General features: G+C 37.4%; 20 protein-coding genes. 2 read left to right on the forward strand and 18 right to left on the reverse strand.

Annotated features, from left to right (window positions below):
• Positions 1–10 precede the first annotated feature (10 nt).
• From BN6559_RS04880 to BN6559_RS04960, 17 genes are all read right to left on the reverse strand, one after another.
• Positions 11–322 carry a PTS fructose transporter subunit IIB gene (locus BN6559_RS04880; protein WP_110953694.1) on the reverse strand — a complete coding sequence of 104 codons (312 nt, stop codon included), beginning with the start codon at positions 320–322 and terminating at the stop codon, positions 11–13.
• A 2-nt stretch (positions 323–324) separates the two neighbouring features.
• Positions 325–795 (reverse strand): PTS sugar transporter subunit IIA, encoded by a 471-nt coding sequence (locus BN6559_RS04885; protein WP_110956272.1) that lies wholly within the window; start codon positions 793–795, stop codon positions 325–327.
• 20 nt (positions 796–815) lie between these two features.
• Positions 816–2,615: a BglG family transcription antiterminator gene (locus BN6559_RS04890; protein ID WP_110953695.1), complete on the reverse strand. Its 1,800-nt coding sequence runs from the start codon at positions 2,613–2,615 to the stop codon at positions 816–818.
• Positions 2,616–2,949: 334 nt separating this feature from the next.
• Positions 2,950–4,992 carry an OPT family oligopeptide transporter gene (locus BN6559_RS04895; RefSeq protein WP_110953696.1) on the reverse strand — a complete coding sequence of 681 codons (2,043 nt, stop codon included), beginning with the start codon at positions 4,990–4,992 and terminating at the stop codon, positions 2,950–2,952.
• 323 nt (positions 4,993–5,315) lie between these two features.
• Positions 5,316–6,461, reverse strand: coding sequence for a M20 family metallopeptidase (locus BN6559_RS04900; RefSeq protein WP_110953697.1), 1,146 nt, complete (start codon positions 6,459–6,461; stop codon positions 5,316–5,318).
• 19 nt (positions 6,462–6,480) lie between these two features.
• On the reverse strand, positions 6,481–7,845 hold the full coding sequence (gene dcuC / locus BN6559_RS04905; protein WP_110953698.1) for a C4-dicarboxylate transporter DcuC: 1,365 nt from the start codon (positions 7,843–7,845) through the stop codon (positions 6,481–6,483).
• 338 nt (positions 7,846–8,183) lie between these two features.
• Entirely contained in the window at positions 8,184–9,056 is an 873-nt protein-coding gene (locus BN6559_RS04910) for a MurR/RpiR family transcriptional regulator (RefSeq protein ID WP_110953699.1), read from the reverse strand.
• 198 nt (positions 9,057–9,254) lie between these two features.
• Entirely contained in the window at positions 9,255–9,647 is a 393-nt protein-coding gene (gene gloA2 / locus BN6559_RS04915; RefSeq protein ID WP_234407810.1) for an SMU1112c/YaeR family gloxylase I-like metalloprotein, read from the reverse strand.
• 32 nt (positions 9,648–9,679) lie between these two features.
• Positions 9,680–11,215 carry a bifunctional metallophosphatase/5'-nucleotidase gene (locus tag BN6559_RS04920; RefSeq protein ID WP_110953701.1) on the reverse strand — a complete coding sequence of 512 codons (1,536 nt, stop codon included), beginning with the start codon at positions 11,213–11,215 and terminating at the stop codon, positions 9,680–9,682.
• 12 nt (positions 11,216–11,227) lie between these two features.
• A complete protein-coding gene (locus tag BN6559_RS04925) occupies positions 11,228–13,033 on the reverse strand; it encodes a MutS family DNA mismatch repair protein (protein WP_199883750.1) in 1,806 nt (601 codons plus the stop codon).
• Between the two features lie 11 nt (positions 13,034–13,044).
• Positions 13,045–13,818, reverse strand: a complete 774-nt coding sequence (locus BN6559_RS04930) for a transposase (RefSeq protein ID WP_110953702.1) — start codon at positions 13,816–13,818, stop codon at positions 13,045–13,047.
• A gap of 74 nt (positions 13,819–13,892) precedes the next feature.
• Positions 13,893–14,207: a nitrous oxide-stimulated promoter family protein gene (locus BN6559_RS04935; RefSeq protein ID WP_199883751.1), complete on the reverse strand. Its 315-nt coding sequence runs from the start codon at positions 14,205–14,207 to the stop codon at positions 13,893–13,895.
• 77 nt (positions 14,208–14,284) lie between these two features.
• Positions 14,285–14,695: a hemerythrin domain-containing protein gene (locus tag BN6559_RS04940; RefSeq protein ID WP_110953703.1), complete on the reverse strand. Its 411-nt coding sequence runs from the start codon at positions 14,693–14,695 to the stop codon at positions 14,285–14,287.
• Positions 14,696–14,884: 189 nt separating this feature from the next.
• The gene (locus BN6559_RS04945; protein WP_110953704.1) at positions 14,885–15,235 is read right to left on the reverse strand and encodes a cupin domain-containing protein; all 351 of its coding nucleotides are present in this window, start codon (positions 15,233–15,235) and stop codon (positions 14,885–14,887) included.
• Positions 15,236–15,269: 34 nt separating this feature from the next.
• The gene (locus tag BN6559_RS04950; RefSeq protein ID WP_110953705.1) at positions 15,270–16,469 is read right to left on the reverse strand and encodes a DUF438 domain-containing protein; all 1,200 of its coding nucleotides are present in this window, start codon (positions 16,467–16,469) and stop codon (positions 15,270–15,272) included.
• A complete protein-coding gene (locus tag BN6559_RS04955; protein WP_110953706.1) occupies positions 16,466–16,705 on the reverse strand; it encodes a DUF1858 domain-containing protein in 240 nt (79 codons plus the stop codon). Before BN6559_RS04955 ends, BN6559_RS04950 begins: the two co-directional genes overlap by 4 nt.
• A gap of 302 nt (positions 16,706–17,007) precedes the next feature.
• Positions 17,008–17,943, reverse strand: a complete 936-nt coding sequence (locus BN6559_RS04960) for a LysR family transcriptional regulator (RefSeq protein ID WP_110953707.1) — start codon at positions 17,941–17,943, stop codon at positions 17,008–17,010.
• Positions 17,944–18,240: 297 nt separating this feature from the next.
• On the opposite strand from BN6559_RS04960, the gene gltS reads away from it, so the two are divergent.
• Both gltS and BN6559_RS04970 read left to right on the forward strand, forming a co-directional pair.
• A complete protein-coding gene (gene gltS / locus BN6559_RS04965; RefSeq protein ID WP_110953708.1) occupies positions 18,241–19,470 on the forward strand; it encodes a sodium/glutamate symporter in 1,230 nt (409 codons plus the stop codon).
• 175 nt (positions 19,471–19,645) lie between these two features.
• Positions 19,646–19,945 carry a hypothetical protein gene (locus BN6559_RS04970; RefSeq protein WP_110953709.1) on the forward strand — a complete coding sequence of 100 codons (300 nt, stop codon included), beginning with the start codon at positions 19,646–19,648 and terminating at the stop codon, positions 19,943–19,945.
• Between the two features lie 202 nt (positions 19,946–20,147).
• On the opposite strand, the gene BN6559_RS04975 is transcribed toward BN6559_RS04970, so the two are convergent.
• Positions 20,148–20,945 carry a M48 family metallopeptidase gene (locus BN6559_RS04975; RefSeq protein ID WP_110953710.1) on the reverse strand — a complete coding sequence of 266 codons (798 nt, stop codon included), beginning with the start codon at positions 20,943–20,945 and terminating at the stop codon, positions 20,148–20,150.
• Positions 20,946–21,180 lie beyond the last annotated feature (235 nt).

The following is a 21,180-nucleotide window of genomic DNA, read 5'->3' on the forward strand; positions in this document are numbered from 1 at the left end:
ATTTGAATCTTTAAATTCCTAAATCCTCTTGAATTTTATTTAAGAGCGCTTTGGGAGATTTAATTGCAATATGTGTTGGGATATCTACAATTCTTTTCCCCTGAAAACGTTCTCTGCCGCCAACTTTTATATCTGATGCAATAATGACCACATCTGCCTCCTCGATATCTTTCGCCGTTAGTTCATCTTCAGTCCCTATCGTCCCCTGCGTTTCAATATGAATTGTATGATTTAATGCTTTTCCGGCTTTTATCAACTTTTCTTTGGCAATATACGTATGTGCAATCCCCGATGTACAAGCTGCAATACCTACGATTTTCATACTCATCCCTCCAAATTTTCATTCTCTTGACTGAAAATAGAAATAATCTCTTGGGGTTTTCTACTCGTTAACAATTTTTCAACAATTTCTTCGTCTGCTAATTTACCGGCGATCTCTCCCAACAACTTTATATGTACTGTTGTACTATCCACATCTCTTACTGCAAACAAGATAATGCATCGTACCGGATCATCATCTAAAGACTCCCATGGAATCGGTTGCTTCGTTCTCCCAATCGCCAACGAGGTTTTCAATACACTCTTTGATTTACCGTGTGGAATTGCAATTCCACCGCCAATCCCCGTTTTTCCTTCTGCTTCTCTCAAATACACATCTTTGATAAATCCCTCCTTCGAAGATAAAACCTCAGATTTCACTAACATATCTGCCAATGCCTCTATAGCTTCTTCTTTATTTGCTACATCTAAATCCAAATAAATTCGTTGTTCATCAAGAATTTTTGATATATCCATTTTGCCGTCTCCCTTCATTTTCATCCCATCTCACGGGTTAAAAAGAAATAAATTTCTTTTAATATAGTTTCAGATAACGCTTCATTATTTCTAATAAAAACAATCAAATTTACACGATCTCCGCCTTGCACATGCATTGCAATATGATGATTGCTTTCTGCACTTTCCCAATCTTTCTTTTCATAGATACATAACGTTAATGCATCATGCAGTACAATACAGTCCAGGCATTTTGCCTGTGCGATATCTTGCGCAAGCGCCGCTGCATTTATTGGATTTTCTAGAAACACTGACGGTTTTTCTTCCAATACAAAATTCTGACTTTCTTTCACAAGAGATGCTCGAATTCTCTTCTCGTCTGCTTTATTAAATAATGCACTCACATAAGCAATTGGCTTACGTAAAGAAACATTAAGCTTAACCGTTGATATGATTAAATCAATATGATCTAGCGCTCTTGTTGCTTCTAATTGCTTTGCTGAAATAACTTCTACAATATCCCACTCCGGAAAATGATTTTTCACGCGTTTCTCTAACAAATGTGACGTTCCAACGCCTGTAGAACAAACAATCATCACGCGTTTTTTACTTATTGCTTCTTCTATAGCTGCCTGAAAATAAACTGCAATATAACTAATTTCATCCTCACGAATCGGCGGCAGCTTATAGTTCAATCTTATTTTTAATACAACTAATTTTAGTAAAATCATCAATTCAGGAAATTCATCTTTTATTTCATCTAACAATGGATTTTTTATTTCAATTTTATATGCAAGACGATTCATCATGGGTTTTAAATGAAGGATCAAATCATGATATAAAGATTGACTAAACGTAAATTTCAGTGAGAAAATTTGAGAACTTAAACGAATCATTTCCGTAGCTATTTCATGTAAATTCTCATCAATCAGATGTGATCTTTCTGCACCAAAATCCTGTACACTGACGCCACCGGAAGACATCAAATACCGATAAATATAAAAAACTTCTTCTTGATTAATCTGAATTGCAAAGATCTGCTCTAATCTAGCGGCGATACCTTCGGACACTTTATAAAATAATGGATCGCAACTTTGCTCTTGCTCTTTTAACTCTGCATAAATTGATTTTCCGTTTTTCGTTCTATGAATTAAGATTAATAGATGGGTGACAAGATTAATATAATAAGGTTCCGTTATTTTATAATGTAAATCTACTTCCGCCTCTTCAAGGATTTTCTTTACTTGCTCCACACTATATTTACCAAAGTGATCTTCCAATTCCAATAAAGTTTCTCTATTGATTCTGAGATGCTCCAACTGAAATGTCGGACTTTTCGAACTAATCAGTATATTTAACATATCAACCATCGCTTTGCGTATCTCTAACTCAGATCCGACTAATTGTGTTCCCTGTGTATCCTTCTTAAGATATAAATGATACGCTGCAAGTTTTTCTTCAATCACTTTTAAATCATTCACGATGGATGTTTTGCTAACAAAATATTTATTCGATAACCATTGAATTGATATTTTATCTCGCATCCCTTCAAGCAAATCAAATAAAATTTTCATCCGTCGATGTTCTATAGATAAGTCCTGCAAACAAATTGGTTCTTGTAAAAAAATTTCTGCACTTCGTTTCTTTGTTGGTGCAATACGAACCCCTCTTCCAGCTACTTTTTCCAGTTCCACCCCATATTCTTCCAAGGTATTTAAATCATTCCTCACTGTCTTCGTTGAACACTGTAGGACAGTGGCAAATTTTTTAACAGGTTCAAAATCCTCTATCTTCAACAAATGCTGCAAAATTTGTTTTTGTCGTTGTTGTAAATCTTTCATTTGAATTTCCTCCCGTTTTCATTTACAAATTCAGCATACCATGTTTTGCTGGCTCCAAAAATACCAAAACTTTACCACAATACTAAGCACATTTTAGTATACAAAAGTTTCCACAACCACATATCCACGCTTAGAATACCATCGATGAAAAACCTTAACACATCGCAAACATTCCTACTCTAATAGAAAACTGGCTCTGCTAAAAAGCGGAGCCAGTTTTTCAATCAAAAGACAGATGCCAATATAAAATTTATATTTTCCTTTCATGCTGCTACAGCACAAAATTAGAGAAGTTTTTACTCTAGTTCATCTCGTTTTCAAAGTACACCCATGATCAATCTTCTTGAAACTTCGTACCAATCACACGATACACAAGTATTGCAATCATTGCGATAAAAGCTAGCAACCCAAGCCATTCCGCCGTAGCACCAAACTCTTTGCCTACGATCGCCAGCGGTGCATCACTGCCACCTCCAGTAACAGAAAAAACAATAATCATCGCAATGATAACACCCATTAAACTTTCCCCAACAATGAGACCTGAAGCGAAAAGAACACCATGTCGATTGACATTTTCCACAGCCTCATTGACATTTTTGACCTTTTTCCTTGAAGCTTTTTCATGTAAATACCGATGCACAAAATAACTCACAACGGCGCCCATGATCAGCGGCATTACCAAAGTAGGCGGCAAATAAATCCCCAAACCTACAGCTAATGGCGGCAAGCAATACTTTGCCGAATTCTTCTTTAACAACACATCCGCAATAATAATGATCACCCCAACGCCAATTCCAATCATAATATAATTCCAATCCAAATTATGACTAAAAATTCCTTGTGCAATCGTCGTCATCAAAGTAGCCTGCGGTGCTGACAAAGCTTGCGCCTCATCCATGCCTACCCGCGGCATCGCGCCGGCAAACCCATACGCTTGATATAATAAGTTCAAGACTGGGGCAATCGCAAAAGCTCCGATAATACTGCCCAGCAATAAAGCAACCTGCTGTTTCCATGGCGTTGCACCAACAAGATATCCCGTTTTCAAATCTTGCATATTATCATTTGAAATCGCAGAGATGCTGACAATTACACTTGTCATAAAAATTGCTAAGGCCGTAACAAATTTGACTCCTGTTTGCGTGTCAAATACGCTTACAGCCGTTCCGACACCTAATACGACAAGAGAAGACATGATAATTCCTAAGATACCAATTCCCGAAATCGGACTAGCAGACGTTCCAATTAACCCCGCCATATAGCCACACGCCGCAGCTACAAAAAATCCCATGCAAATTGCGACAATAACACCTGTAAGAACAAACAACCAACTACTTGCCGCTGGCAGATTTGCATCGACGATGAAAGAATAAAAAGTACCAATCAATCCAATTACAATGACGCCAAAAATCACCGCAGTTGCTTTCGGAGATAAATCCGTATCCATACGATGCAGATCTTTCCCAGCTTCCACCCGACGCATTGCCTGAATAGAGATACGCATACCATCCAAGATAGGCTTCATTAGCGTAATCAATGTCCATATCGCAGCAATACCAATCGCGCCTGCCCCCATTAACCGCACTTTTTGTGCCCAAACACTTGAAGCAAAAGCACTCGCACTCTGCCCAGCTTCAGGAGTTAATAGCGAAGTGAGGTACGGAACAAAGACACCCCACGACAATCCAAGTCCTACAAGCATCGCAATCCCGCTGCCAATACCAATCAAATAGCCTGCACCAAGCAGGGCCGAGGAAAAACCAATCGGCAATTGAGACGTTATTTTCCCAAATGAGAACCAATAGCTAACACCTGACGATAAAATCATAAATCCATTTGAACATAAGCTGATAAATGCTGCAACAATTCCACCGGCCATAATGTCTTTAATCCCATTGTTTTCACTTTTAGCACCGCTGCCACTACCTACCTTTAATATTTCAGCAGCTGCCAACCCCTCCGGATAAGGTAAATCACTGTCAACGATCATTGCACGACGGAGTGGAATTGTAAATAAAACCCCAAGACTACCACCGCATGCACAGACCATTAAAGTTTGCCAAAAAGGGAACCCCTGCCAATAGCCAATCATCAGCAAGCCTGGAATAATAAATATAACTGCTGAAAGCGTTCCTGCTGCTGATGCCTGCGTTTGTACCATATTATTCTCTAAAACATTAGAATCTTTAAACATCTTTAATATGGCCATAGAAATTACCGCGGCCGGAATCGATGAAGAGAATGTAAGCCCCACTTTTAGCCCTAAATAAACATTCGATGCCGTAAAAACAACCGTAATTAACATACCGAGCAACATTCCTCGAAGCGTAAGCTCCGGCAAATGAATTTCGTGACTCGTAAAATCAACCTGTTTCATATGTACTCTCCTTTTATTTTTTTGTCCCACTACTATACTATTCTGCTGCTCCTTTAAATCATGCCACAAACTTAAAGCAAGAATCATCCTTAAACAAAATGAAGCCTTATTGTTTAATTTCTCTAACAATAAGGCTTCATTTCATTTAACTTTTTCCTACTCTTTTCCGAGCGGATGATCTATCGTTAGCATTTCCATCTTATAGTATATAGAATATACTGTCAATAGAATCCAGTTTTCACACTTACAATTCTATGGAATGGATGCTAATTTAAACCTATATTTTTATTTCATCATAGATATTTTTAAGCAATTGAAAATTCTTATCCCTTAACTTTTCTCTGTAAAATATGACGAATGATTTCTTTAGATAATCGATAGCGTGGTTCAATGGAATCAACAACCATATACTCCCGTTCACTATGCGCATTCCCGGCAACCGGACCTACACCATCAATCGTTGGTACACCATGCATTGCAGTGAAACTTCCATCCGCACCGCCACCTGTTGAAGTCCAATGAATCGGAACCTGAATACGCTCTGATAATTTGACGATTTCATCACATAAGGATAAAGTATCGGCTGTTGGATTCATTGGCGGCCGTGTAACTCCACCAAGTACTTCTATTTTTGCCCCGCCTTTAGTGAAAGGATTTTGCTGCATTTCTTTCATCTTATTTTCTAAAATCTCTGGGACTTTTTCGTCTGAAAAACGTAGATCCATTAGACCTTCTGCTTCTGCAGCGACCGTGTTAGGGCCAACGCCGCCGCGAATAACGCCTACATTAATCGAAGTTCCATGCTCTAAATCATTTAATTTATGCAACTCAACAATCCAATTTGCCAATTCATGAATTGCACTGCTTCCATCTTGCGGATTCACACCGGAATGCGCTGCAACCCCACTTGCTTTTAACGTATATCGACCTACGCCACGGCGCTGATTTACCAAACTGCCATCTTTACGCGCAGATTCAATCACAACGCTGTAAGAAGATTTTTTTGCTAGTTTTTCTAACAATGGACGCGAATAAATTGAACTTATTTCCTCATCACTATTCAAAGACAAACAAACTGCTGCATGATCCAAATATCCTTCTTCCTGCAAATCTGCTAAGGTATAATACATAGATAAAAGACAAGACTTCATATCGCCGACGCCCGGACCATGTGCAATCCCATCTTCATCAATAGAAAATGGACGTTTTTCAGGTGCACCGATTGGCAAAGCCGTATCCATATGTCCTAAACATAAGATATCATAATGATCACTGATCTTATTGCAAATTTCAAGGCAAGGCCCCACTTCATCATGCAAGCGATGATACGTTACATGCCATCCAAGTGCTTCAAACTTTTCAGCAAAGAATGCTGCAATCTTTGCTGTCCCACCTGGACAACGTGTTGCACTATCTGTATTTACTAAATATTCTAATTCTTTCAAGTAAGTTTCTAAACAAAATTTCATATGACTCCCTCTTCTCTCATTATAATAAGCAGAATGTGCTAATCATCATCACGATAAAAGCACCTGCCATTGGAATCGCTGTACGTTTTACAATATCCACCGAAGATACCTCTGCAATACCTGCAACCGCAACAATCGCAGCTGTAATTGGTGAAACACTGCGCGCAATTCCAGCCGTAAGCTGCATCGGAAGCAACATCAATACAGGCATAACTTGCATTTTTGCTGCTACAATAGGCGCTAAAGCCGCAAAAGCAAAAAACGGAGCATTTGCAGATCCCATGACAATAGCAGAAAGCATAATAATCAAAGACATAACAATCGTCATCCCAACAATCCCAAATCCAGCGTCCTGTGCAAGATGAATTAAACCTTCAATTGCACCAATTTTAGTTAATCCATATGCAAAGGTTTCGCCTGCAACAATCAACGTAACAACTGTCGCAAATTGTTTGCCCATTCCATCAAAAAACACTTGTATACTCCCAAACACTTTTTGCATATCTCGCGTACGAACAAACTCAAAGACCATAGATACAGCCATTGAAATCAACATAGCTGTTACCACTGTCATTTTGATCGACGGTATGCACAAATCACTAAATACCAAAATTAAAATTAAAGGAATGATCGGCAGACACGCATAGATCATTGGCGGAATTTCCTCACTATCCTCTGCTTTATTTGCCGTCACCGTTAATGGTTTTATCAAATGACCTTCTCTTTTATCAAAATATTTTTGTACAAAAAAATGTAAAATAGCAACTGTCAAAATAGCCGGAATTGCTACTGGAATTTGATAATTTGTAAAATATGTCGCAACTTCTAATCCAGCATTTTTCGCTGCCAATACTGAATTCCCTGATGCAGGCCCTAAATCAAGACAAGCGGTTGTTCCAATTACCGCTGCTGCCGATAATCTGCTGACCCCCAAGCTAATCAAGACAGGGAACATGGTTGCCATCAATAATACACTCAGCCCAGCTGCACTTGGCAAGAAAAAATGTAGAATCTGTCCAAGAACATAACTTAACGCCAATACCAAATACGGCGACTTAAAATAGCTGAGTGGATGTATTGCTAACCTTACCAATACTTTACTCGCTCCAATCGCGTCCATATAACGCGCATATCCACCAACAGCCATAATTAATAATCCTAAGGCTGCCGTTCTTGTGCTCATGATATTTTCAATATACTTAAACATATCGAAAATAATAAAACCAGTCGTTTTCTTGGCATCCAACAGCGGATGTCCCATCATGGCAGCAACAGCCATTAAAAATAAACCTCCAATCACCAGAACTGTCTGGGCCTTCTTTTTCTTCACAACAAGGTACCCAACAACAACTGTTACAATAAGACCAATGATAATACCTAACATTTCGCTCTCCCTTTCCTTCTTTTGTAGATTTTTACCTTTCATTTGTGTGTTTTATTTGCACATTCCGACATTTTCGTCTTCATTTGTAGAAATTCCTTCATTTTTATTTATGTATACAATATACAATTAAAAAACAAACTATAAAATTTCTCTACTAGCGTCTATTTATAAAGTTTTTAATGAACCTACCACCACGTAAAAAATTCCTTTATCGTTATTTTAAAAATCAAAAAATGGAGTTTCCGCTTTTATTGCGAAACTCCATTCAGACTGTAAACATATACTATCTTTATGTTGGTAACTTAGAAAACAACGAAAAAACGCCATTTTTAAATATCCTATATTTTTGTATTTAACAAAACCGTATTATTTGTATTTTCCCGCACATTTTCTTGAATTCGTTCTTTATCCTTGGCAAAAAGCATCATAATAATCCAATTTCCCAATGCCATTGGCACTACTAAAGAGTTAAAGAATGTAATGTTATCCGTTTCTAAGGGTATTACAATATCACTATAACTACTAATTGCAGAAAAGTTACTATCCATAATCGTCAACACCGTTGCCTGCTTTTTTTTCGCATAGACGATTGCATCATACGTAGCCTTTGAATATCGAGGAAATGTTGTTGCAATTAATAAATCTGTAGCATCCATACCAATCATTTTCTCTAAGTTATAATTCCCGCCCTCTGACACAGGAATCACGCGAAACCCCATACGCCGCAAATGCAATATAAAAAAATCAATCAAGGTAGAACTTGATCCAAGCCCCATCAAGTAAATTGTTCTTGCATGATGAATCGCATGTACAGCACGCTCTAACAAAAGAATATCTAGCTTTTCCATCAAATGCGTTAAATTTTGCAAATCTTTTGTTCCGATTTTAATCAAAAGCTCTTTTGTCGCTGCATACGCATCCTCTTCTACTGCAAGATCTGGTAATTTCACAACACGTTTATAAGGCGAATCAAAATTTTTAATTTGTTCACGCAAGTAATTCTTAAATTCATAAAAATTAGCAAAACCTATAGAACGTACAAATCGGCTAATCGTTGCATCACTTACATTTACCTTTTCACCAAATTCTACAGCCGACATCATAGCAACTTCTTCATAATGTTCTATTAAATATTGACTGATAATTTTTTGACTTTTCGTTAGCAAACCTTCCTGTTCTTTTAGTTTATCTAAAATATTTGACTTTTCCATCTATAACTTCAACCTGTTCTTTTACAAATTTTCCTTTATTATACCACAAGTTTACTTAAAAAAATGCGATCAAAATTCATCTTTTCTCGTCACTGGGCGCAACAAAATCCAACTGAGCTTACATTATAATTGCATACCGTCAATAAAAAACAACGTCTTTCTAAAACACTGCATTTCAGCTATTAACGGCAAAATATTTTATTCATGTAGTTCCAATGGTAATCCATCAGGATCTTTAAAAAATGTCATTTTCCTCTGCGTAAATGCATCCATGCGAAGGGGTTCCGTATCAATCCCTTTCGCATTTAACTCGGCAATAACCGCTTCAATACACTCCACTTTAAAAGCTAAATGCCTAAGACCACATGCCTCTGGAGTGGGTCGTTTCGGCGGATTTTTCATACAGAAGATCTCTAATTCACTCTCACCAAATTTCAAATCCAATTTATAATCTTCACGATCTGGACGATAATTCTCTCGAATAATCTTAAACCCTAATAGTCCAACATAAAAATGTTTTGATTTCTCATAATCAGATACGATGATTGCAATATGATGCATGTGTTGTAAATTAAGCAGAACAATCCCCACTTTCCCCTATGTCTTGTGAAAGCTTAACATCATTACCCAGCCAAAAGGTCTGTCTGCAGAACAATCAGTCGGTCATCTAAGTTATCACGGATCACTTCGTCACCTGAAAAACTGTCTTGCAAGATATCACGCAGTAAAATTCCTTCACTGACAATTTGTTTACCTTTAAATACGGTAAAACCATCTCCGCCTGCCGCAACGAAATCAATGGTTGCTATCGTATACGCTGTATCAGGATCAATGCGCCTTCCATCCGGTAACAAAATTTGCGTGACTCGGCTGCCTTCGGCCTGACTGCCGTCAAAAGTGACTGATACACCAGAAAATTGCAAAAGCCCATATCCATTATTGCCTAATCCGTATTCCAGCAAATCTCTCATTTCTCGTCCTGTAATCGATGTCTTAACGACAACATTATCAAAAGGAATAGCTGCATACAAATCGCCCTTTGTGACAAAACCTTTCGCGATTTCATGACGCAAACCGCCACCATTGACTACGGCAAAATCAACCTGTTCGTGCTTGCGCATTACGTCAGTGACATATTGTCCAAGCAAAGATTCCGCATAGCGATTATGCCATAAATCCACCGCTGCTTCACCGACCTTTTCATTTTTCAAATGACTCACTCTAGTATCAATATACTCTATGTAATTGGCAAACTCCAAATCTGCCTCCACTTTATCCTTATCTATTTGCATGATTTCGGGCATAACAGAAACTACTTGCTTTGCTTTTTTATCGTATGTTATTTTTACTTTACTATAAGCAATGCCATTTTTCCCTGCCTGTACAATCGGAATTCCATTGACTTTTGTATTTACAAGCTGATGCGTATGCCCGCTGACAATCAGATCAACACCTGTTACCTGTTTTGCCAGTTCAATGATTTCACCGTTTTGAGTTCCATCTTCTGCCGAAACTGAGCCCATATGCGCCAAAACAACAATCATGTCTGCTCCTTTTGCTTTCAATGCCGGAACAAGTTTATTGACGGTCTGTGCACCATCTGTAAACGTGATGCCTTCCATAAATTTTGGATTCGCTATGGTTTTGGTCTGCGGCGTCGTCAACCCGATGATTCCTAGCTTTAACCCATTACGACGCACAATCGTATACGGTTTCACATGAGATGCAAGCATCCCTTTTTCATCCACCATATTTGCCGCTAGAAATGGAAAAAGTGCCCCCGAATTGCGTTTTTGCAGTGTTTCTATGCCCCAGTCAAATTCGTGATTGCCAAGCGCCATAGCATCAAATTCCAATGCATTCATTGCAGCAATCACAGGAGCTCCTAACGTGAGATTCGACTCCACGCTTCCCTGCATCATATCACCGGCACTTAATAATACCGCTTTACCTTCCGCTTGCTTTTTCTCATTTTTTAGCACTGCCGCCAATTTTGCTAATCCTGGCACATCGTCATGTTCCATCAAATTCCCATGAAAATCATTAACCGAAAGAATTACAAGCTCCTGTAAATCCGCCGCTCTAACCGAAGGTACCCCTATAAACAAAATCATACACATAACAATCGTATGCAATAAAAACTTTTTACACCGCATCATTTCACCTGCTTTTTATTTCAAATCAATTCCTACCATTTTCATTAAATACTTCGCATTTGTAGTATTACATCGCCCAGGGCGCATTTTATAATCGAAAAGGATCTTATCGTTTACATAGCTTTCAGTAAAATGATAATTTGTAATTTGTAAATGAGGATCATCTGCTAATGCACATAGTTCAAAATCGTGTGTAGAAATAAGTCCCAAAACCCACGACTTATTGAGATTTTTCAAAACCTGCATTGCACCCGTGATTCTGTCATTTGAATTTGTTCCCCTAAATATTTCATCGATTAAAAAAATCATTTTACGCCGCTCATCTAAACGATCTATGATCATTTTTATCCTCAACAATTCTGCATAGAACGTCGATATTCCGTTGCCTAAATCATCCTGAATTCGCATGGAAGTAAAAATATCCATAATTGAACATTTTAACGCCCTTCCGCAAATTGGCGCACCAGCATAAGCCAGCACAAGATTGATTCCAACGGTTCGTAACATTGTGGTTTTTCCTGACATATTTGAACCGGTAATGATACATATTTCTTGATTCATCTCAATATCATTGCAAACCCGTCGTTCTTCCTGAATTAAAGGATGTCCCAAGGTTTGTCCGGAAAAAGTGATTTCTTTCTCTGTAAATGATGGATAGTTCCACTGCGGATTCAACCGAGCAATCACGGATAAACTTGAAAGTGCCTCTATATCGCCAATTGTATAAAACCACTGCTCGATTTGACTTCCATATTCCTTCTTCCATTTTTCTAAAGCGAAAACACAATGATAATCCCAAAGGAGTAAAAAATTTAAAAGAATATAACTGACAAAATTATAACGCATATCAGCCGCTTCCGTAATATGATCCAATTGTTTCATAACTGCTGAAGCAGAATTTTTATTCAAGATCAACGTCTGTTTTATCGTAAGCAAATTTATATCGTCAAATTCTGTCTCTTCAATTATACTTATCATTTTTTCATAGGCTTTAATTTGCTTTTTAAATTGCTGCAACATATTTAATATAGAAGAAATTCTAGTAAACCCGAGCAATGTAATACATGCTTGGAACAATATGAGCAGTATCGGTACATAAAGAGGAATCGCAACCTGAAAAAAACTCGCTATGATCGACAGCATCGTGATGCCGGCAACAAACCGAAGTCCTGTTTTTATCCATTTATGCTGAAATAATGTCTTCGAACTGCTTGCATAGTTCAGCAATGCTTCCGGATCATTTTCACTGCCCTTTGCCAGCATTCCCTCGCATTGTAATTTCTCAACAAATGTTTTCTTATTTACGAATTCCTGCACCATATTTTGTCGTACAAGGATTTTTTCAATATCAGTTTCAGGTTCCTCCAGCACTTTACGCAAAATCCGTCTTCCATAAAACGTATTCGTAATATTCAACCACTGAAACAAAGATTTGGGACCAAAGATATCTAGATCGTTGACAAAAGGATGGTCTGCATTCATAAATTCTTTTCCATCGTCCTTAAACTGCACCCAGCTGCCATCCACTCTAGCTAAGTTTTTTTGATTTATAGCAAGAAAGCACTCAATTCGTCTTAACTTCCATAATATAGTTTGATGTTTCTTCACAAAGAAACCAAACGTCAAAAAAGTTAGCAGCAACGTCCAGGTACTATAAAGAGACTGATCAATTTTCCAGAACCATAAGGTCAGCCCAAGTCCAAACACGATGATCAACAGCCTCACATTACTGATTCTATCTGCTCTCTTTTTTTGCTTTCTCCCCATTTCCGAATATTTACTTATATCCGCCAATAACTCATCTCTTACCCTAAAACTCATATACACTCCTCTCATCGACAAAGGGACGGTGGTTCTGTCTTGCTGACTTTTTCAACAATTCCCTTACTCCAGCCAGTCACCCTAGCGATTTGCCGAATAGATAAACCACATTTCTTTATGTTTCTAATACATGCATTTCGCTCTAAAGTACTTAGCGTTAAAAAATCGCTTCTATTCTTTAAACCGCTGATTTCTTCGATCACTATTTTTGCCTCTTCATCCGTCATTTTAAAACGTTCTTCTTTTACGTCTAAAATGGTCTCCTCATCTTGCTGTTGATGCAGACCAATAAAAGTTTCCCGATCTATCATCTCTAAAATGAACGCTGCATCAATGAAATCATTCACTTGAAAATATGAATGATAACTGCTCCATCGGTACTGGTCAGCCGTTTGACTTAAGCCAGCTTTAACCGGATTGTTGTGAATGTAGCTCAACACTGCTAGTAAATAGTTATCATCCTCGACTGGCTCACTTCTGAATCGATCTTGAAATAAATGTCCACTTCTTTTATATTTCGAATTGTAATAGTACACATATCTGGCACCTATTCTCTTGAAGATTTTTTCTAAATTTTCTTCTTCTTCTTTCAACAATATGTGTATATGATTTCCCATCAAGCAATATCCATATAGTTTATAACCGCTTAATACCTTACATTCTTTTAATATATCTAAAAATTTTTGATGATCTTCTTCATCTTCCAATATGGTCTGCTTATCGATCCCTCTGATCATTACATGATAGATTCCGCTATCACTTTTCACTCGAGCAATTCTCACCATATCAACACCTCAGAATTATCATATCACTTTTATTTCCAATTCACAAGACACAACCACCGTCCCCTTGTCCACTACTAGCGTTTGTTGCGAAATCTTACATCGATTAAATGCTGTATGGTTAAAATCGGATGATATAGTAGCATGCGTGGACCTGCATAACGCATAATTTGCGTAATTTCTTTAAATTTATCACCGCGGTAGCAATTGATTCGGCAGCTTCCGCAGGCTGGTTTTTTATCACCAAAACGACAATTGGGCAGACGTTTGTTTACTTCTGCCAATAACGCCGTGCATGCTTCACATAGTCCCTCTTTCTGTCCATGTTTATTTTTACAATAGATTCGCAGCATTTTCTGTATCGCTATTTGTTCCAACTTGATTTTATTCACAGCACATTCTCCTATACATCTTCTTTTTTATTACATCTTACATTGTAAAAAACCGCAATCGTATTGCGCACGCGGTCTCATTTTTCAATTAAAAGATATAGGTTATGATCTTCACGGTGCATCCTATCCATAATCACACGAAAGATCGTTTTGCTTTCTGATTTAAAACTGTTTTCATTTTGAAGAATTTTAGAATATGTATTGTATTGCTGAACAAACGTATTTAAAGTATCCGCAAGGCCACCCATTTCTTCATTGAACTTTTGCGCAGTATTTCGCACGATTTCATTTTGGTTTTTCATTAAATCGGGGTATAAAAATTTATCTTCAGACATTAAATGCACTTTTAATTTACCTGATAATGCATTGATATGGAAAGCGATTTCTTTCGCAACATCTTTTACATCCTGTCGTGTAAGTGTTTCAATCTTTTTAACCAATTCTAAGATCTCACTATGTTGTTTTTTTAACATATCTAGATTACGCATAAATATCTCCTCCAATTTTTAGAAAACAAACTTTGCGAGCAAAGCAAGTTTTGACAAGAGCCCTTATTATAAAAGAAAAAAACTAGTACACGCCAGGCTGCCAACTAGCACAAGAACTCACATGCGTTCTTTTCACTTTTTGACGGCCTAGCGGTTCTAGCTTGGTCACACCAACCGAGGATTTAAATTTTAAATAGATGGTTTCGGGAACACCACGGTTAATAACATCTTAAACTTTCCATCCGCCAGTACAGCATGCGGAACACCTGCTGGCATTACAATGGTTTTTCCTGCATCTACAGAATATTCTTGGCCTCCGATTGTAATGTGAGCGGCTCCTTCTAGAACAGTCAGCATCGCATCTCCCCCAGAAGTATGAGAACTGATTTCCTCATTTTCATCAAAGGCAAACAACGTCACACTCACTGCTGCATTTTGCACTAATGTACGGCTTACAACCTGCCCTTGCTGATATTCCACTAAGTTAGAAAGCTCCACTACCTTTTCTGCCTCGATATTTTTTAAATATTTTGTACTCATGATTTATTACCTTCCTCTCTAAATTTCTTTCTTATCAATCTGTTGCCAATCGTTTTTCACCCTCGATCATCTGAATCGGTTGGATATTTTGTGTTACTTCTAAAACGCCCAAATACGCACCGGTTTCATTTCTTACAGCAAAATAACAGATTAAAATATATTTTTCCCCCATATGTATCCAAAAATCCTCTCTATTTTTCCGTCCCGCTTTAAAATCTTCTATTAGCTTTTCTACGATATGAACACTCGCCGGAGGATGGCAATTAGATACTTTACGACCAATAATCGCTTTTGTTCTAGGGAAAACACGCTCTGCACCTTGTGAAAAATATTTAACCGTATCGTCTTTATCCACAAAGGTAATATCAACGGGCAAATTATTTAACATACCTACAAGCTCTTCCATTTTAAGTACGCCTGTCGGTAATGTAACCCCATTTGCCATAGTTCGTTCTTGTATCGGTAACTGTGGATTCTTTTCTATGGTTGGATTCCATACGGGCACTTCGTCAATTAAACAATGTCCCAAATCAAAACTCTCATCTGCAATGACTTTCCATTCATCCTGCGTAAAATTCTCCAACAGCATCGGAACAAGTATATTTTCTTCTTTAAAGATCATTTCAATTACTTTGTCTAAAAGTTCCTTGATCTGCCCTTTCAATGAATCTGCACCGTCCGTTTGAATCTTCGTCTTGATTTCCTTTAACAGATCACGGATTTCGTCATGTTTCCCCCACATAACTTTAGGCGGTGCCGTTATACCATGCTGTTCCATATAAGGGAAAAATAAATTTTCCTTTTTAACATAGTGACGATCAATTTCCGCTAATTTGATCAAACCTTCTTCTAAAATTTTTTCTGCATCTCCATCTGGTATTCGATTGATTTGTACTTGCAATTCCCCCGCGAGTTTTGCAATTGCTTCATTCTCTCGTTTAAGCGTATGCACCGGATGTCCGGGTATCTGCAAAAAATTATTGTGATGACTTTCTGCGATCAAGCCTTCAAAGGCCGCTGCATGGATATCACAAAGGCGCTGCACTTCCGTAACAGGCACACCTTGATCCATTATAGCTTGCTCTGCCCGTGCAATCTCATCAGCGGATACGTTGCCAAATACAGCAATAAATTTGGCCTTAATTTCTTCAACATCTTTTCCATCATGCAATTGTGACAGTAATTCTTTTAAAACGTGTTGACGATATTCTCTATTATTAATCTCGGCACTCATTTGTCTCCCTCCTTTACCATATATCCATGCGCAAGAAAAGCTTGTCTCACATCTTCCATCTGTATGCCTTTCATTGCAGCTCCTTTCGGAATCGTCATAAATCTCCCCACAGTTGACAGCATTCCAGGTTTGGCGATCTCTGAAAAACCAATCTTTTCTAAGATCGAAATAATTTCCGGGTTTGCGCTGCATAACGTATAAACAGTTTGTTTCAAATCAAGCACTTTCTTCTCCATGTTCTTCCTCCTTCTATCACATAATATCCAAGTAACAAATACACGCTTCCCACTATAGCAATACAAGTTCCGTAGTTTTTACAGACACTTTAGTAACTGCATTTCAAAACGACTTTCTTTTCATAGATTGCTTTCTGTTATCCTCATTATACTGCACTTGAGAATCAATCTCTGTGATCTAGAGCACAAAGAAAGTATCTTTTCATCCTTCGGAAGTATTTTCCCGGAAAAGGGCGAGTACGCAAATGACAAGGACACCGCATTTTTAATGCGATGTCCCTTTTATAGCAAACCTTGTTCACCTACAACACTTTAGCTATTTTAATAAACTCCTCCATAGCTTTGGTAATGTATTTATTCAATTTATTGTAGAAAAAAACATCGCGAAACGCATACGTGCTGCCAATTTTATAGTACAGCATATTTGCGTAGTTTGTTTTTTGCGCTAGAACATCGCTGATAATTGTAATTCCCATGCCGGAGCTAGCTACATTATAAGCAGTCGCCAGTTGATCGAGCTCTAATGCAACTTTAGGTGTTATCCCGCATTCTTGAAAAATTTTATCCGCACGAATTCGTGTATCATTCCCTGTTCTTAAAAAAATACAGGGTTCTTGTGCAAATAAAGTTAGTGGTACAGGTTTTATTTCTGGTTTTAAATGTACACCTTTCCGAATATCATGAATTGATAGTTGATATTCACGCGCAAGTCGATTCGAAGAAAATTTTTGCGGTACAGTCAAAATTAAACATTCCCGATAAAAAAAATGCTCTTCATAGATGAGTTCATTGCGAGGATTATTATCAAATATAAAATCCAATGTACCCGAAAATAACTCTTCTTCCAACTGATTACTATTTGCCTCTATTAAATTTACTTTAACTAGAGGATATTTGTCTGTAAATTTCGTGATGATTTCAGGCAAGATAAAAGAAGCAAATACATTACTTGCTCCCAGTGAAAGCCGTCCAGTCTTTAATTGATTTAAATGACTAAGATAATTTTCAAATCGATTTTCTATATCCATAATTTTTTCTATAGATTTTACATATTCAGTACCGGCATCCGTTAAATGCACAGGATTACTGCTCCTATCAAAAATAGCAAAACCAAGCCGCTTTTCGATTTTTTTAATAGAAGCACTTAACGCAGGCTGACTAATATAGAGATTTTGTGCGGCTTTAGAAAAACTTTGTTCCTTATATACTTCATAAATATATTCTTTCCCTCTAAACATGACACACCTTCTTATAACCATTTAGTTATATCATTTATATTAATATATGTATTTGATTCTATTGTAACGTAAAACTATAATAGTATCAAGGCTGATACAGTTTTGTAAATGTGTAAACAATAAACTACACGCATAACAAAATTGTTACAGCTAATATTTATGTATTATTTTTGGATTATACTGGTGATAATAAAGGTAGCTTGCTGCTCCTTCAAAAAAGGCTCCGCAATCTTTCAAGTGTAGATTTCCTAGTATACTAGACCCAGAAATGAAACTAAAATGAAAAGGAGATATACTATGGAATCTAGTATCGTAAACGGTCTTTTAATTTACAAACTTAACATGATTCAATCTGTTGCCTTAGCTATCGTTATGTACTTTCTTGGGGCATTGATTCGCCGCAAAATTCCAATATTAACGCGTCTTAGTATTCCAGCACCCGTCATAGGTGGTCTAATTTTTGCTGGTTTATCCACTTTTCTTCGCACACAGGGAATTGTAGGATTTGATTTAGACACTTCGATGCAAACTGCTCTTATGATTATGTTTTTCTGTACAGTCGGTATGGGTGCAAGTGTCACGCTCATAAAAAAAGGCGGAATGCCATTAATTATTTTCTTTGTATTAGCAATCATACTGGCACTCCTCCAAAATGCGCTTGGTATAGCGCTCGCTAAAGCAACTGGCATAGATCCACTCTTCGGTATCATCAGTGGTGCTGTAACGTTGATGGGTGGTCTCGGAACCGGCGGTGCTTTTGGTCCTCTTTTTGAAGAGTGGGGCGTGACTGGTGCTACCACCGCTGCAATCGCATGCGCAACCTTTGGTATGGTCGCAGGTAGTCTGATGGGTGGTCCATTAGGAGAATCGTTAATCAAAAAATATAAGATCTCTACACCTGCACAAACGGGTGTCACAGATTTAGCAACCGATCATGTGCATATAGAGGGCGAAGAAGTCAGAACCAATGGAGATGGTTTATTAAAAACATTGGGATTCGTACTCGTTGCAATGGGTCTAGGCTCCATCTTAAGTTTCTATTTAACGAAAGCAGGTATTACACTGCCAAGTTATATTGGTGCCATGCTCGTCGCAGCTGCATTCCGAAATTTCGGTGATATCTCAAAGACTTATCAAATCAATGTCGGCGCTCTTGAAATCATTTCAGATATTTCATTGGCTGTATATTTGACAATGGCAATTAACGGGCTTAAATTATGGGAACTCATTCATCTGGCAATTCCTTTGCTCATTATCTTAATTGGTCAAATTATTTTAATGGCGTTATTCTGCTGGTTCGTTGTTTTCTTCATCATGGGACGCAACTACTTCGCTGCACAAGTATCTGTAGGGATGGTTGGCTTCGGGTTAGGTGCTACACCAAATGCCTTAGTAAATATGGCATCTTTAGGAGAAAAATACGGGTCCGCACCTAGAGCAATCATGATTGTCTCCTTGGTAGGTGCCTTTCTGATTGACTTTGCCAACGCATTAATTATTACCGGCATGGCATCCATGTTCCGGTAATAATATAGAGTAAAAATGACGTGAAGATGAACTTCACGTCATTTTTATGTAGCAGCTATACCACTAGTTACATTTCCAAATGATAAGCATGTACCTGTTATTTTATGGACATAATAAAAGTCATACTTTTACAAAGCCAAGGATTCTAGCTAATGCTCAAAATAGAGGTGAAACTATGTCGCAAGAAAACCGGATCATCTGCCCAGTTTGTAATGGAAGTCATTTTACGTTAAAATATCAAGCCACCTATGAATATTCTTATCAAATCGATGAAAATGCACCCGGAATTCATAACACGAAGGAACTGCTTCCTTATATGTACGATAACCGCACGCAGAAAGAATCTAAACAATATCTAGAATGTGAACACTGCAAAACCGTCTATCCATGCTATTTTAACTTATGGACAGAAAATGCTACCCTTCCAATGATGCAAGAGGCGATTAGTGCAGCATATGAGACAAAAGAATACTAAAAAAACAGGCTGATCAACACGATTTCTCCGTGGCGATCAGCCTGTTGGATTTTGATTACGTATTTCTATTTTATCGAGAAATTTTTATATGGATTCCAATATCATATCCAACTATCTTCTTGATCTGAAGCACTCATTTGAGAAATAGCTATACAAGTAAACTTCTCAAATTTGACATTCCCTTAGATCCTGTGTAAATTCATCATGAACTTAGAGACGAGGCAGATGAAGATGTATTTGAGTCTACAGAATTAGACTCTAGTGTCATTTTCCCTTTAATATGCCTTTGAATATTCTGGATTCGTTTTGGCAAATCAGGATGCGTAGACAATAACTCAGAAAGTCTCACCCAAAAACCGCTATTTTTTTGTCTTTGATTTATGTATTCTTGAATGTTAACTTTTTGATACAATTGCTTGCCAACTGCCAAAATAAGCAAACCATTTTCCGCACCATTTGGCTGGTAATGCGCCGCAAAACTATCGCAAGTATACTCACAAGCTCTGGAATAAGATTGTGATAAGAACGGAATAACCATCGACGGTAATAGAATCGTTCGCCGGCTTACATGTTTTCTTTTGAGATGCGCAAACTCATGACAAATGATAAAAGCGAGTTCCGCTTCACCTTGTTTGTAAGCCAGTTCGAAAATATCTGAATATAAAACTACAAACGATCTACCTAAAAACTTCGTTGCAAAGGCATTCAACATACCATTGGATTGAATAATATAAATATCCGGTGCTGCATCCATCCCCATTTTATTTGCAATTTCTTTGGACAGATGATAAACTTCCGGAAATTGCGTTTCTGATATTTTAATCCCATTCCCTCTTAAATTTCCAATAAATAATCCATGTACAATAAAACTTATCATAATACCAATCAATAAATATATGATTCCAACAATAGAAACTACCATCAAAAGATATAGTACAATACTAATCACCAACGATAATATAAAGTAAAATTTCTCCTTTGAATTTATTAAAGACTCCATACCTAATACCTCCAGTTTAATATTTAAACAATTCCTTTTTTACAAAACAATAGAATTATACCATAATTTGCATTGTTTTGTAAAAAAAGCGAATATTATGCAATATTTTAAGGCTTTAAATATCATTCTTAAACTCTTGTCTATTATTTTAACAATAAAAACAGGCTGATCAACACGATTTCTCCGTGGCGATCAGCCTGTTTTTATTGCTTTTATACTGTACTGTCAATTTGTT

Origin of the sequence: Massilibacillus massiliensis (assembly GCF_900086705.1) — a bacterium.
Lineage (GTDB): Bacteria > Bacillota > Negativicutes > FLKF01 > FLKF01 > Massilibacillus > Massilibacillus massiliensis.